Origin of the sequence: Pseudoxanthomonas koreensis (assembly GCF_010093225.1) — a bacterium.
Classification (GTDB): domain Bacteria; phylum Pseudomonadota; class Gammaproteobacteria; order Xanthomonadales; family Xanthomonadaceae; genus Pseudoxanthomonas; species Pseudoxanthomonas koreensis.
The window spans coordinates 1-14,731 of the sequence record NZ_PDWM01000055.1 but is presented as its reverse complement, the minus strand read 5'-3'; the positions used below and the strand labels follow the sequence as shown (position 1 = coordinate 14,731).

Annotated in this window: 11 protein-coding genes; 5 read left to right on the top strand and 6 right to left on the bottom strand. The window is 71.2% G+C overall.

The genetic code is table 11. The features are described 5' to 3' along the window. The first annotated feature begins 140 nt into the window (after positions 1–140). The gene (locus CSC64_RS12980) at positions 141–1,085 is read left to right on the top strand and encodes an aspartate carbamoyltransferase catalytic subunit (RefSeq protein ID WP_162435752.1); all 945 of its coding nucleotides are present in this window, start codon (positions 141–143) and stop codon (positions 1,083–1,085) included. 259 nt (positions 1,086–1,344) lie between these two features. Here the strand turns inward: CSC64_RS12980 and CSC64_RS12975 are convergent, their stop codons facing one another. The 6 genes from CSC64_RS12975 to CSC64_RS12950 form a co-directional block, all read right to left on the bottom strand. Further along, positions 1,345–3,177, bottom strand: coding sequence for a vWA domain-containing protein (locus CSC64_RS12975; RefSeq protein ID WP_162435751.1), 1,833 nt, complete (start codon positions 3,175–3,177; stop codon positions 1,345–1,347). Between the two features lie 177 nt (positions 3,178–3,354). After that, positions 3,355–4,878: an exopolyphosphatase gene (gene ppx, locus CSC64_RS12970; RefSeq protein ID WP_162435750.1), complete on the bottom strand. Its 1,524-nt coding sequence runs from the start codon at positions 4,876–4,878 to the stop codon at positions 3,355–3,357. A 52-nt stretch (positions 4,879–4,930) separates the two neighbouring features. Then, positions 4,931–7,042, bottom strand: coding sequence for a polyphosphate kinase 1 (gene ppk1 / locus CSC64_RS12965; RefSeq protein WP_162435749.1), 2,112 nt, complete (start codon positions 7,040–7,042; stop codon positions 4,931–4,933). 52 nt (positions 7,043–7,094) lie between these two features. Further along, positions 7,095–8,453 carry a phosphate regulon sensor histidine kinase PhoR gene (gene phoR, locus CSC64_RS12960; RefSeq protein ID WP_162435754.1) on the bottom strand — a complete coding sequence of 453 codons (1,359 nt, stop codon included), beginning with the start codon at positions 8,451–8,453 and terminating at the stop codon, positions 7,095–7,097. Positions 8,454–8,541: 88 nt separating this feature from the next. Next, positions 8,542–9,231, bottom strand: coding sequence for a phosphate regulon transcriptional regulator PhoB (phoB, locus tag CSC64_RS12955; protein ID WP_162435748.1), 690 nt, complete (start codon positions 9,229–9,231; stop codon positions 8,542–8,544). A 90-nt stretch (positions 9,232–9,321) separates the two neighbouring features. Continuing rightward, positions 9,322–10,965 (bottom strand): M48 family metalloprotease, encoded by a 1,644-nt coding sequence (locus CSC64_RS12950; RefSeq protein WP_162435747.1) that lies wholly within the window; start codon positions 10,963–10,965, stop codon positions 9,322–9,324. Between the two features lie 132 nt (positions 10,966–11,097). On the opposite strand from CSC64_RS12950, the gene grxC reads away from it, so the two are divergent. The 4 genes from grxC to CSC64_RS12930 all read left to right on the top strand — a co-directional run bounded on the left by grxC (position 11,098) and on the right by CSC64_RS12930 (position 14,485). Further along, positions 11,098–11,406 (top strand): glutaredoxin 3, encoded by a 309-nt coding sequence (gene grxC, locus CSC64_RS12945; protein WP_162435753.1) that lies wholly within the window; start codon positions 11,098–11,100, stop codon positions 11,404–11,406. Positions 11,407–11,471: 65 nt separating this feature from the next. Then, on the top strand, positions 11,472–11,810 hold the full coding sequence (locus CSC64_RS12940) for a carboxymuconolactone decarboxylase family protein (protein ID WP_238390044.1): 339 nt from the start codon (positions 11,472–11,474) through the stop codon (positions 11,808–11,810). Positions 11,811–12,018: 208 nt separating this feature from the next. Then, entirely contained in the window at positions 12,019–13,026 is a 1,008-nt protein-coding gene (locus CSC64_RS12935) for an isocitrate dehydrogenase (RefSeq protein ID WP_162435745.1), read from the top strand. Between the two features lie 133 nt (positions 13,027–13,159). Further along, positions 13,160–14,485 (top strand): Na+/H+ antiporter NhaC family protein, encoded by a 1,326-nt coding sequence (locus tag CSC64_RS12930; protein WP_162435744.1) that lies wholly within the window; start codon positions 13,160–13,162, stop codon positions 14,483–14,485. Positions 14,486–14,731 lie beyond the last annotated feature (246 nt).

The window sequence follows — 14,731 nt, the reverse complement described above, 5'->3', positions numbered from 1 at the left end:
CACCTCCCACCTCCGCCCCCCACGCTCCTAGCTTTTTTTATCGTGAACCCGCCCACCCCCCACATCCCCCCTACCCTCTTCGCCGACGGCGCCAGATGTGAATAAGAGACACCCAACCCCCCAGCCCCCGCCACCCCGCCATGACGCCCCAACTCGACATCGACGGCCGCCTGCGCCACCTGCTCACCCTGGAAGGCCTGCCGCGCAGCACCCTGCTGCAGCTGCTCGACCGCGCCGGCCAGATCCGCGACGCCGCCGTCGGCCGCGTCGGCAAGCGCACCGTGCTGGCCGGCACCGCCGTGTGCACCCTGTTCTTCGAACCTTCCACGCGTACCCGCAGCTCGTTCCACCTCGCCGCGCAGCGGCTGGGTGCCGACGTCCTCAACTTCGATGCCTCGACCTCGTCCACGCGCAAGGGCGAGACCGCGCGCGACACGCTGAGGAACCTGGAGGCGATGGGCGTGCGCGGTTTCGTCGTGCGCCATCCCGACGACGGCGCGGTGCAGGCGCTCGCCGCCATCGCCGGCGAAGGCACCGCCCTGGTAAACGCCGGCGACGGCCGCAGCGCGCATCCGACCCAGGGTCTGCTCGACATGCTGACCCTGCGCCAGGCTTGCGGCGGCGACTTCTCGAAGCTGAAGGTGCTGATCGTCGGCGACGTGAAGCACTCGCGCGTGGCGCGTTCGGACCTGCACGCGCTGCGCACGCTCGGCGCCGGCGAAGTCCGCGTCTGCGGCCCGGCCGCACTGCTGCCGGAGGCGGGCACCACCGCCGGTTGCGCCGTCGGTGAGGATTTCGACGCCATGCTCGAGGGCGTGGACGCGGTGATGATGCTGCGCCTGCAGCGCGAGCGCATGGAGGAAGGCCTGGTGCCCTCGCTGGAGGACTACCACGCCCGCTATGGCCTCACCGCACCGCGCCTGAAGCGCGCCGCGCCGAACGCGGCCGTGCTGCATCCCGGCCCGATCAACCGCGGCGTGGAGATCACCGACGAAGTCGCCGACGGCCCGCAGTCCTGGGTCCTGCGCCAGGTCGCCAACGGCGTGGCCGTGCGCATGGCGGTGCTGGAGCACCTGCTGGGGTGAGCGGGGAGCCCGGAATCCGGCCCCCCACGCTTTGGCCTTCATTGTAGGAGCCCACTTCAGGGGGCGACCCGACGAGGTTGGATCGCAGACCGCGTTCAACGCACCCTTTCCGGAGACCGTGCGTGGTATGGCGCAGCGGCTTCCACCCTCGTCGGGTCGCCCCCTGAAGTGGGCTCCTACAGGGAGCAGAACCCGGTTCGAAACGCGACGCGGCCCAGGGATGCCCTGCGGCCCCGCCCTGGGGCGGGGCCGTTGCGATTCAATCCGCCGCGATTGCCGCCGGCGCGGCGCCGCCCGCCGCCGTGACCTGCCGCGCCGATTCCACCAGTCCGATGAACTCCCGGCGCAGCCCCCACCGATCGTCGCCCATGGCGCCACGCGCGGTCGCCGCCACGTCGTCCCAGTCCCAGTCGCCGGCATTGCCGCCACCCCGCAGCAGGTCGGCATAGCCCGCCACCGCGCTGGCGAAGCGCAGCGACTCGCCCGGCGTGCGCTGCAGCGACGAACGCAGTACCGGTGTCTCGATCAGCCGGCTGCGTTCCTGCCCCGGCAGCTTGTAGCGCAGCCGCAGGTGCGCCAGCTCGCCGGCCTTCGCCGCCGCCGCGCCAGCGCCATTGGCCGCACTGCCATATCGCAACGCCGGTAGCCGCTCCCCGCCCGAGCCCACCAGCGCCACCTCGTACAGCGCCGTCACCTCGTGCCCGGCGCCGATGTCGCCCGCATCGACCCGGTCGTTGGCGAAGTCCTCGCCGCGGAGCAGCCGGTTCTCGTAGCCGACCAGCCGGTACTCCGCGACCACCGCCGGATTGAACTCGAGCTGCACCTTCACGTCGCGGGCGATGGTCAGCAGGGTGGACTGCATCTGCTCGACCAGCACCCTGCGCGCCTCCTGCGGCGTATCGATGTAGGCGTGGTTGCCGTCGCCCGCGTCGGCCAGGCGCTCGGCCATCGCATCGTGGTAGTTGCCCTGGCCGAAGCCCAGCGTGGACAGCGCGATGCCCGACCTGCGCTGGTCCGCCACCCAGGTCTCCAGAGTGCCGCGTTCCACCGTGCCGCCATTGAAGTCGCCGTCGGTGGCCAGCAGGATCCGGTTGACCCCGCCTTCGACGAAGCCCTGGTGCGCGGCCGCGTAGGCCAGGCGGATGCCCTCGCCGCCGTTGGTGCTGCCGCCGGCCTCCAGCCGCTCCAGCGCGGCGAGGATCTCGCCGTGGCGGTCGCCCGGGGTGGGCGGCAGCCCCAGGCCGGCCGAGCCGGCGTAGACCACGATCGACACCCGGTCCTGCGCGCGCAGCTGCGGCACCAGCATGGCGAACGCCTGCTTGAGCAGCGGCAGCTTGTCCGGCGACTGCATCGAGCCGGAGGTGTCGATCAGGAACACCAGGTTGGACGGCGGCAGGGTCGCCTTGTCCACGTCGTAGCCCTTGATCCCGACCATCAGCAACTGCCGGTTGGCGTTCCACGGCGACGGCGCCAGCTCGGTGCTCACCCGGAACGGCACCTCGCGCGTTGCCGGCGCCGGATGGCCGTAGCCGAAGTAGTTGAGGAATTCCTCCACCCGCACCGCGTCGGCCGGCGGGCGCTCGCCCTGGCGCAGCATGCGCCGCACGTTGGCGTAGCTGCCGGTGTCCACGTCGACCGAGAAGGTCGACAGCGGCTGTTCGGCCGCGCGCTGGACGGGATTGTCGTCGCGCGCTTCGTAGCGCTCGGTGTTGGTTGGCGGCGCGACCATGAAATACCCGCCGGCTGGCGCCGGTGCGGCGACCTGCATGCGCATTTCCGCGGCCAGCGCGGCCAGTGCCGGCGGTGCAGGAGCATGGGCGGCAATCGCTTTGGCCGCTTCGCGCCGGTGCTGCGCGTACCCGTGCGCCTGTGCCTGCGTTCGTGCAGCTGCAGCGACGTAGGCATCGGCGGCTGCTTCGGCCTCGCGCGCCCGTCCGGCCCCGGCCGGCAGGGTGGCGCTCGTTGCGGTTGCAGCGTCGGCGGCCGCGGCCCGGGTCGCGGAGGGGCCGCTGCGGCAGGCGGACACGGACAGGGCCAGCAGCACGGCCGTGGCCAGGATGGAGGCGATCGGGGACTTCGGGGCGTTGCGCATGTCGGGACTCCCGGGTTGGACGGGAGATCGAACGCATGGTCCGAGCGTGTGGGGTTAACGCCCGCCATCTCCGCGCCGCGCCAGCCAATACGCCGTTGCTTTTCGTAGAGCGGGGCTTGCCCCGCTGCCCTCCGCCCGGTCGCCCCGCCACGCGTGGGTAGCCGGGCAAGCCCGGCGCTACGCGACCATCGGCTGGAACTCGATGCCCAGCCCCGGCATGCCTTCCTTCTCCGTCAGCAGGTCGGCGCGCAGCAGCGGTCGGCTCTCGATCCAGTCGCGCTCGAGCACCAACTGCAGGTGGTTGCCGTCGGCGGACAGGTCCAGCATCGGGATCTCGTCGTCGTCGTGGGCGCGGTGCAGCAGCACCGCCAGGCGCAGCAGCGCGGCCTTGCGCCGGGACGACAAAAGCAGGCGATCGGGCAGCGCGTCGAAGGCGGCCTTCGGCACGCCGCGGCGGTGGGTGCGGACCAGTGCGGCCAGCACCTGCTGTTCCTGGCGGGAAAAGCCGGCGATGTCCGAATTCTCCAGCACGTAGGCGCCGTGCACGTGGTACCCGCTGTGGGCGATGGCCAGGCCCAGCTCGTGCAGGCGCGCGGCCCAGCCGAGCATGCGCGCGTCGTCGTCGTCCAGGGCCCAGGCCCCGGCGACCTGCGCGAACAGGCGCATGGCCGTGTCTTCCACGCGCGCGGCCTGGATCTCGTCGATGCCGTAGCGCTGGGTCAGCGCGGCCACCGAGGCGTCGCGCGGGTCGTCGACGCCGCCGCGGCCGAGCATGTCGTAGAGGATGCCTTCGCGCATGGCCGCCTTGCTCACCAGCAGCTTCTGCAGGCCCAGCGCCTGGAACGCCGCTTCCAGCACCAGCACGCCACCGGCGAGGATCGGCCGGCGTTCGCTGGAAAGTCCCGGCAGGTCGATCCGGTCGATGCTGTCGGCCTGCAGCAGGCGTTCGCGCAGCTGTGGCAGCGCCTCGGCGGTGATCGCGCCCTTGGTGAGCCGCATGGCTGCGCAGATCTCGCCGATGGCCTTGTGCGTGCCGGACGAACCCAGCGCCTCGTGCCAGCCCAGCGCGCGGTAGCGGCCGGCGAACTGCTGGAATTCGGCGCTGATCTCGGTCAGCGCGTCCTTCCACTTCTTCTTCGACAGGCGGCCGTTGGGGAAGAACCGCCGCGTGCTGGCGATGCAGCCGGCCTGCAGGCTCTCGCGCTCGATCGGATCGAAGCCGCTGCCGATGATGAATTCGGTCGAGCCGCCGCCGATGTCGATCACCAGGCGCAGCTGCCCCGGCTTGGGCGGCTGCGCGTGGGCCACGCCAAGGTAGATCAGGCGCGCCTCCTCGCGGCCGGAAACCACCTCGATCGGCGAACCCAGCGCCGCTTCGGCCGGGCGCAGGAACGACTGCGGGTCCTGCAGCTGGCGCACCGTGTTGGTCGCCAGCGAGCGCACGTGCAGGCGCGGCACCCGGCGCAGGCGCTGGCCGAAGCGGGCCAGGCAGTCCAGCGCGCGCTGGCGGGCCGGGTCGTGCAGGCCACCCTTGCCGTCCAGGCCGTCGGCCATGCGCACGGTCTCGCGCAGGCGGTCGACCACGCGTAACTGGCCCAGCATGTGCTGGGCCAGGACCATGTGGAAACTGTTGGAACCGAGGTCGATCGCGGCCAGCGCGTCGCCATCCTGGACCTGGGGGCGGGGGGAAGCATAGGGCATGGCGCGTATCGTAGCGGATGCCACCACCGGTTCCGCCTCCCACGCGGCCACGCTACAGCGCCTCCAGCAGCGCCTGCTGCGCCGAGTACGGTGCCTCGCCTTCGGCCGGGGCGCACTTGCGGTAGCTGCCGTCGGCGCCCAGCTCCCAGGCGTTGCAGTTGTCGGCCAGGTAGTTGTGCAGCGCCTCGCGCTGCACCCGTTCGGCCAGGGCCGGGTCCAGGATCGGGAAGCAGGTCTCGACCCGGCGCAGCAGGTTGCGTTCGAGCCAGTCGGCGCTGGCGCCGTACAGCTCGGGCCTGCCGTCGTTGCCGAACCAGTACACGCGGCTGTGCTCGAGGAAGCGGCCGACGATCGAGCGCACGCGGATGTTGTCCGACACGCCGGGGACACCCGGGCGCAGGGTGCAGGCGCCGCGCACGATCAGGTCGATCTGCACCCCGGCCTGCGAGGCCATGTACAGCGCGCGCACCACCTGCGGTTCGTTGAGCGCGTTCATCTTGGCGATGATCCGGCCCGGGCGGCCGCTGGCGGCCAGCTGCGCTTCGCGTGCGATCCGCTTGAGGATCCCGCTGTGCAGGGTGAACGGCGACTGCAGCAGGCGCTTGAGCCGGTTCGACGGCGCCAGCCCGGACAACTGCTGGAACAGCAGGTGCACGTCGTTGCCGATCTCCGGGTCGGCGGTGAGCAGGCCCAGGTCGGTGTAGGCGCGCGCGGTGCCGGAGTGGTAGTTGCCGGTGCCCAGGTGCACGTAGCGGCGCAGGCGGCGGCCTTCGCGGCGCACGATCAGCAGCATCTTGGCGTGGGTCTTGAACCCGACCACGCCGTACACTACCTGCACCCCGGCCTCCTGCAGGCGGTCGGCCACGCCCAGGTTGGCGTCCTCGTCGAAGCGCGCGCGCAGTTCGACCACCACGGTCACGTCCTTGCCATTGCGCGCGGCCTGGACCAGCGCGTCGACGATCGCCGAGTTCTTGCCGGTGCGGTACAGGGTCTGCTTGATCGCCAGCACGTCCGGGTCGCCGGCGGCCCGGGCCAACAGGTCCAGCACACCGTTGAACGAGTCGAACGGATGGTGCAGCAGCACGTCGCCACGGGCGACGGTCTTGAAGATGTCCGCCTCCTCGAGCCCGTTGCGGGGGGTGAACGGCGGGTACTTCAGTTCCGGGCGCTGGACCAGGTCGTAGGCCTGGATCACGCGGTTGAGGTTGACCGGCCCGTCGATGTAGTAAGCCGCGTTCTCCCCCAGTTCAAAGTTCTGCAGCAGGGTGCGCACGATCGGCTTCGGGCAGTCGTGGGCGATTTCCAGGCGCACCGCAGGCTGGTAGCCGCGGCCGACCAGTTCGGTGCGCAGCGCCGAGGCCAGGTTGTCGACCTCGTCCTCGTCCACCACCAGGTCGGAATTGCGGGTGACCCGGAACTGGTAGGCGCCGAGCACCTGCATGCCCGGGAACAGCTCGTCGACGAACGCGGCCAGCATCGAGGACAGCAGCACGAAGGACTGTCGGCCCTTGCCGGCCAGGCTGGGCGGAAGCTCGACGATGCGGCTGAGCGAGCGCGGCGCGCGGACGATGGCCAGGTGCCCGGGGCGGCCGTACGCGTCCATGCCCTCCAGCACCACCACCACGTTGAGCGACTTGTTGAGGATGCGCGGGAACGGATGCGACGGATCCAGTCCCAGCGGCGACAGCACCGGCATGACCTTGTTGCGGAACCAGGCGCGCAGCCAGCGGCGCTGGCGGGCGTTCCAGCTGTTGCGGCCGAGGACGCCGACCCCGGCCTCGGCCAGCGCCGGGCGCAACACCTGGTTCCAGCAGCGGTACTGTGCGTCGACCAGTTGCGCGGCGCGGTCGTGGATCAGCTCCAGCAGCTGCGCCGGGGCGAGGCCGTCGGACTGCGCCGGCAGGCCCAGGTCCAGCGCGTGGCGCACGGTGGCCGCGCGGATCTCGAAGAACTCGTCCAGGTTGGTGCAGGAAATGCACAGGAAGCGCAGCCGCTCCAGCAGCGGCACCGACGGGTCCTGCGCCTGCGCCAGCACGCGGAAGTTGAAGTCCAGCTGCGACAGTTCGCGGTTCAGGTACAGCGCGGGATCGCGCAGCGCATCGCCGCCTGCCTCGGGCTCAGCGGGGGCGGGAAGGGCATCGAACGGTCGACTGTCGGTTTCCATGGCGGGATACGGTGGCACGAGTGGGGAAGGGGAGTGTCTCGCGCGGCGGCGCTCAACCGGCGGCCTGGCCGGCCGACTGGCCTTCGGCGTGCGCCGGCGCCGGGCCATCATGCCTCGGTTGCACGCGTTCGGGGCCGAAATGGCAGGCGAACACGCTGCCCTGGCCGACCTCGCTGTCGATCACCAGCCGCGCCTGGTGCAGGCCGAGCACGTGCTTGACGATGGCCAGGCCCAGGCCGGTGCCGCCGCTCTCGCGCGTGCGGCTGCTGGACACGCGGTAGAAGCGTTCGGTCAGGCGCGGGATGTGCGCCGCCGGGATGCCGTAGCCGGAGTCGCGCACCGCCAGCACCGCGCCGCCGTCGCCGGTGCGCGCGAATTCCACATCCACGCGCCCGCCTGCCGGGGTGTAGCGGATCGCGTTGGTGACCAGGTTGGAGAAGGCGCTGTGCAGCTCCTGGGTCGAACCGAGCAGGTCGCAGCCGGCCAGGTCGCGCACTTCGATCGTGTGGCGTCCCTGCGAGAAGGCTTCCGCTTCGCGCTGCAGGGTGGCCAGCGTCGGCGCCATCGCCACGGTCTCCTCGGGCAGGCTGTCGCGCGATTCCAGCCGCGAGATCGTCAGCAGGTCCTCGACCAGCCGGGTCATCCGCTGCGACTGCTTGCGCATCTCCTCGAGCATCGGTCGCCACTCGGGGACATCCTCCGGATCGAGCATGTCCAGGTAGCCGTGGACCACGGTCAGCGGCGTGCGCAGCTCGTGCGAGACGTTGGCGACGAAGTCCTGGCGCATCTGCTCCAGGCGCAGCAGCTTGCTCACGTCGCGCGCCACCAGCAGCCAGTAGTCCTCCGAGTACGGGATCAGGCGCAGGTTCAGGCGCACCTGGTCGTCGACCGGGGAGGGCGCGTCGTGCATCGGTTCGGCGTTGCGCCCGGCCGCCAGCCAGCGCGACAGCGGCAGCGGCTGCAGGCGCTCACCCACCGGTGCGCCCAGGTCCTGCGGATAGCGCAGGCCGAGCAGCCGGGGGGCGGCGCGGTTGAACCAGAGCGCGCGCTGGGTATTGCGGTCCACCACCACCACTGCGTCGGGCAGCGCGGCGGCGGCAGCGCGGTAGGCGCGCAGCATGTCCACCAGGCGTCGCTTGCGCGCGCGCATCTCGGCCTGGCTGCGATGCAGTAGGTGGTCCAGTTCGTTCCAGGCGCCGCTGCCGCGCGCCGATTCCCAGCGCCTGCGCGCGGTCAGGCCGAGCAGGACGCGGCGCAGCCGCCAGTAGTGCCAGGCCAGCACGCCCAGCGCGGCGGCCGCCAGCACCCAGCCGGCGTGGCCGATCGCAAGCCCCAGCAGGGTCGCACCGCCCAGCAGCGCGGCCAGCGCCAGCAGCGTGCGCCGCCAGGCCGTGCGCAGGTGCGGCGGCATCCTGGTGTTCATGGCGTCGCTCCGATGCCGTGCTGCCTGGAGGGCGTATCCGGATTCATCCGCGGCGGCGCCTCCTGCGCCACTTCTATCAGGTGGCTGTCGAGAACCGGTAACCGGCGCCGCGCACGGTCTGGACCATGTTGTCCACGCCGAACGGTTCCAGGGTCTTGCGCAGGCGGCGGATGTGCACGTCGATGGTGCGCTCCTCCACGTATACGCTGCCGCCCCAGACGTGGTCCAGCAACTGGGCGCGGCTGTAGACGCGCTCGGGGTGGGTCATGAAGAAGTGCAGCAGGCGGTATTCGGTCGGCCCGATCGGCACGGCGGCATCGCCGGCGAACACGCGGTGCGCGGCGCCGTCGATGCGCAGCGCGCCGACGGCGACGCTGCCGTCCTCGTCGTCCTCGCGCGAGCGGCGCATCACCGCGCGGATCCGCGCCAGCAGCTCGCGCGCGGAGAACGGCTTGACCACGTAGTCGTCGACCCCGGCCTCGAGGCCGCCGACGCGGTCGTTCTCCTCGCCGCGGGCGGTGAGCATGATGATCGGAACCTCGCGGGTCAGCGCCTCGCGGCGCCAGCGCCGGGCCAGTTCCAGGCCGGTGGTGCCGGGCAGCATCCAGTCGAGCAGGATCAGGTCGGGGACGCGGTCGGCAATGGCCGCCTGCGCCTCGCGCGCATCGCCGGCATGCACCGGGGCGTAATCGCCCTTGCGCAGGGCGAAGGCGACCATGTCACGGATCGCGGGTTCGTCGTCGACGATCAGGATCTGCTTCTGCACGGCATGTCCGGAGTCTGGGGGACAGCGGGATTAGACTACCGTTCGATGACGTAATTGTGACATCCGCGGCCCCTGTGTGCCGCCTGCGTGTCAGCGGCGTTGCACGTCCGGGTCGGTGATGCCCTGGCGGCGCAGTTCCAGCACCGTGGGGGTGATCGCGGTGATGCGGGCATCGACCCGGGAGCGGGTCACGTAGTCCAGGTCGCCGCGCTTCTTCAGGTTTTCCAGTTGGATCAGCGCCTGTTCCGGGCGGCCGTTGAGGAAGGCGGCCTCGGCGTAGGCCTCGGCGGCGCGGTGGGTGTCGCCGGCCAGTTCGCTGGCGCGGGCGAAGGTCCGCTGGAAGGCCGGATCGTCGCCGGCACGGGCCAGCAGCGGCCGCAGCACCGCCTGCGCGCGCTTGCCGGACTCGGCCGTGCCCTGTTCGACCAGGCTGTGCGCGTAACCCAGCACGACCGGACGGCTGTTGGGCATCTTCCGCAGCAGTTCGTCGTAGCGGCGGCTGGCCTGGGCAGTCCTGCCGGAGCGCGACTCGGCCTCGCCCAGGGCCAGGGCCACCCACACGTTGTCTGGATGCGCCTGCAGCAGGTCGTCCAGTTCCCGCGCCGCCAGCGCCGGCTCGCGGGCCAGGTGCGCGACCGCCAGGCCGTAGCGCTGGGGGTCGGACAGGCCGGTGGGGCTGGAGCGGCGCAGGGCGTCGTACTCGCGCACCGCCAGGTCGGGCGTGCTCGCGCTGAGCGCGCGCAGGCGCTCCTGCGCCCACGCGAACTGGCCGCCCGGGCGTTCGTCGATCGGATCGAGCGGGTTGTCCAGGCGCAGCCCGGCCGGCAGCAACGGATTGGCGTTGGCCGGTGGCGAGGCCTGGATCCGCGTCGGATCCAGACGCTCCACCCGCTCGCCGCCACCGGGGACGGACGTGGTCGCGGTGACCATGCCGCGCTTGATCTGCTCGGCGCGCTGCTTGGCCTCGCCGATGCGGGTGGTGTTGACCGGGTGGGTGCGCAGGTAGTCCGGCGCCGAGTAGCCGCCCTCGTTGGCGCGCATGGCGAAGGACATGCGCTCGAAGAAGCCCGCCATCGCGTCCACGTCGTAGCCGCTGCGCGACAGGGTGCGGATGCCGAGCCGGTCGGCTTCCGATTCGTTGGAGCGGGTGTAGTTGATCTGGTTCTGCTGGATCAGCGCCATCGCGCTGGCCAGCGCGGCCTGGGTGGCATCGCCGGCCGAATTGCCGCCCGCGGCCTGCGCGGCGACGATCGCCGCGATCATCCCCAGCAGGATCGGGATCTGGTCGCGCTGGGCGCGCTCGACCCCGCGCAGCACGTGCTGCTGGGTGACATGGGCGATTTCGTGCGAGAGAACCGCCGCGACCTCGTCCTCGCGCTCGGCGGTGAGGACCAGGCCGGCGTTCATGCCGATGTAGCCGCCCAGGGTGGCGAAGGCGTTGATCTGCCGGTCGCGCAGCATGAACAGGGTGTAGTGCTGTTCCGGGCGGTCGCTGTTGGCGCCCAGCCGGTTGCCGGCCGACTGCAGCCAGTCGTCGAGCAGAGGGTCTTCCAGCAGGTAGCCGTAGTTGCGCAGCTCGCGCAGCATCATCGCGCCGTACTCGGCCTGCTTGGCCGGGGTCAGCAGGTCGCCGGCCGAGGAACCGATGTCGGGCAGGCGCGACCCCTCCTGCGCCGGCACGCGCAGCGGGACCAGGCTCAGAGACAGGGCGGCGGCCAGCAGCAGGTAGCGCAAGGGGACGATCTCCGGAGGCGGGTTCAGGATGACGGCGGCGCGGCCGGGACGGGTGAATAGCCTGTTAACCCGGTGTGTTCCATCGGTGGAGGCTGATCGGCCCCGCGCCGCTACCATATCCACATAGACCCCATCCGTCCCGCGGAGTTTCCCGTGCCTGCGCCCGTACCCCCGATCACCATCTACTCCACCGCCATCTGCCCGTACTGCGTGGCCGCGAAGAACTTCCTGCGCAGCCAGGGCCGCGAGTGGACCGAGGTCCGGATCGACCTGGACCCGGTCGAACGCGAAAAGATGCTCAGCCTGGCGCGCCGCACCAGCGTGCCGCAGATCTTCGTCGGCGACGTCCACGTCGGCGGCTACGACGACATGATGGCCCTGCACCGCGCCGGCAGGCTGCTGCCGCTGCTGGACGGCCAGGCGCCGGAGGCCTCCGCGTGAGCTCCCCGGGAGAAGGGCAGGAGGGCGGCGACCGCGTCCGCGAATTCACCGAATTCCGCCAGCGCATGAACCAGCGCATCCTGGCCGAGCCCAACCAGGTCGTGCGCCGCTTCTTCGCCCTGGACACCCAGACCTACCAGGCCGGGGCGCTGGACGTGAAGACCAAGGAACTGCTGGGCCTGGTCGCCTCGCTGGTCCTGCGCTGCGACGACTGCATCAGCTACCACGTGGCCCAGTGCAGGGAGGCCGGGGTCGATCGCGACGAGTTCTTCGAGACGTTCTCGGTCGGCCTGGTGGTGGGCGGCTCGATCGTGATCCCGCACCTGCGCCGGGCGGTGGACTTCCTGGACCGGCTCGAGGCCGGCGCCGGTGCCACCACGGCGCCCGCGCACGACCACGGCTGATCCGGCGCCGCGCCGGCGGCCGGCAATGGCCGCCGGTCGCCGAACCGGCCCGCGCCCGGCGCCGGTCGCGGACCGGGACAGGCTGCCCTCCCAAGGTCGAGGTGGGGTGTTCAGCAGCGATCGGGCATAATTCCGCGGATAACTTTCCCTCCCCACGCGCCGCGCCCGCCCGCCGGGTCCGTGCGCCTGCTCCCGGAACCCCCACTACATGACCCAGAAGATCACGGTCATCCGCGGCGACGGCATCGGCCCGGAGATCATGGATGCGACCCTGCACGTGCTCGACAAGGTCGGCGCCGGCCTGGAATACGAATTCGCCGACGCCGGCGTGGTCGCGCTGGAGAAGCACGGCGACCTGATGCCGAAGGAGACCCTGGACTCCATCGCCCGCAACAAGGTCGCGCTCAAGAGCCCGCTGTCCACCCCGATCGGCGGCGGCTTCACCTCGATCAACGTCAGCCTGCGCCGCCACTTCGACCTGTACGCGAACGTGCGCCCGGCCAAGTCGTTCCCGAACACGAAGACCCGCTTCGGCGACGGCGTGGACCTGATCACCGTGCGCGAAAACACCGAGGGCGCCTACCTGGCCGAGGGCCAGGAGGTGTCGGCCGACGGCCTGACTGCGGTGTCCGGCTCGCGCATCACCCGCAAGGGCTCCGAGCGCATCGTCCGCTACGCCTTCGAACTGGCCCGCAGCACCGGGCGGAAGAAGGTCACCGCGGTGCACAAGGCCAACATCATCAAGTCGACCTCGGGCCTGTTCCTGGGCGTGGCCCGCGAAGTGGCGGCGAACTACCCGGACATCGAGTTCCAGGAAATGATCGTCGACAACGCCTGCATGCAGCTGGTGATGCGCCCGGAGCAGTTCGACATCCTGGTCACCACCAACCTGTTCGGCGACATCATCTCCGACCTGTGCGCCGGCCTGGTCGGCGGCCTGGGCCTGGCCCCGGGCGCCAACATCGGCGAGCACGCGGCGATCTTCGAGGCGGTGCACGGCACCGCGCCGGACATCGCCGGCAAGGGCATCGCCAATCCCTGCGCGCTGCTGCTGGCGGCCGCGCAGATGCTCGACCACATCGGCCAGCCGCAGAATGCCGAGCGCCTGCGCAAGGCGATCGTGGCCACGCTGGAAGCGAAGGATTCGCTGACCGGCGACCTGGGCGGCAGCGGCACCACCATGGGCTTCGCCGAAGCGATCGCCAGCCGCCTCTGAGCGCGGCCGCCGGCGGTACCACGGAAACGGGACGCACAGCGTCCCGTTTTTGTTCGCGGCCGTGCCACCGGTGGCGTTGGCGGCTGCGATGATGCGGCGCACAATCGACGGCCCACCGGTCCCAGGTCCGCCCATGTCCGTCCGTCCCAGCGCGCTGGCGCTGACCCCGCTGCTGCTGTTCCTGGCGCTGTTCTTCGGTGCCGGCCTGTACTACACCGCGCAGGGCGAGCCGATGGGCTTCTACCAGCTGCGCGCGCCGGTGGCGATCCTGCCGGCGCTGGCCCTGGGCCTGTGGCTGGCGCGGCGGCGCGGGGTGCCGGCGCAGCAGACCCTGCTGGCCGGCATGGGCGACAGCAACGTCATGCTGATGTGCCTGATCTTCCTGCTGGCCGGCGCGTTCGCGCTGGTCTCCAAGTCGATCGGCGCGGTCGATGCGGTGGTGGCGCTGGGCCTGGGCGCGCTGCCGCCGGCGCTGATCCTGCCGGGCCTGTTCGTGGTGGCTGCGTTCGTGTCGCTGTCGATCGGCACTTCGATGGGCACGGTTGCGGCGGTGGTGCCGATCGCGCTGGGCGTGGCCGACGCTTCCGGCCTGGACCGGGGGCTGGTGCTGGGCGCGGTGCTCGGCGGGGCGATGTTCGGCGACAACCTGTCGATCATTTCCGACACCACCATCGCCGCCACCCGCAGCCAGGGCGCGGAGATGCGCGACAAGTTCCGCGAGAACTTCCGGATCGCCGCGCCGGCGGCGATCGCCACCGTGCTGCTGCTGGCGACCCTGGGCGTCAGCGCGCCGGTCCCGCAGGCCGACGCGGACGCCTCGCCATGGCTGGTGCTGCCTTATGTGCTGGTGCTGGTGCTCGCGCTGGCGGGGCTGGACGTGGTGCTGGTGCTGGGCATCGGCCTGGTGGTGGCGGGCGGGTTCGGCCTGGCGATGGCGCCGGACTATGGCGCGGTCGAATTCGTCGGCGACATCTACGCCGGCTTCGAGAGCATGGTCGAGATCACCCTGCTGTCGATCCTGATCGGAGGCCTGGCGGCGCTGATCAAGGCCACCGGCGGCCTGGACTGGCTGGCGGCGATGATCGCGAAGTTTGCCCGAGGCCATACCGGCCGCCGTTCCGGCGAGTTCAGCATCGCCGCACTGGCGGCCGGCGCCGATGCACTGACCGCCAACAACACCGTGGCGATCCTGGTGACCGGTGGTCTGGCGCGCGACATCGCCCAGCGCCACGGCATCAGTCCGCGCCGCGCCGCCAGCGTGCTCGACATCTTCGCCTGCGTGGTCCAGGGCGTGCTGCCGTACGGCGCGCAGATCCTGCTGGCCGCCTCGCTGGCCTCGGCCTCGCCGCTGGCGCTGGCCGGCAGCGTGCACTATTGCTGGCTGCTGGCGCTGGCCGCGATCGCGTTCATGCTCTGGCCGGCGCGCCGCGTGGCAACCGCGCCCGCGCAGGTGGATTGACCACCCCCCACGCTGCCGCCCCCTTGTAGGAGCCCGCATGAGGGCGACCCGACGCCCTGTCCAGGCCGGTGTTGGACGCGGCCCATCCGGAAACGGCGCGTTGAATGCCGCGTATCACGCGACGTCCCCCCGGTTTTGAGTAGCACGGCGAACTGGAGTCCAATTCCCCAAAGCGAGGAGATTGGACGTGAAGAAGCGCTTTTCCGAAGAGCAGATCATCGGCTTCCTGCGTGAGGCCGAGGCCGG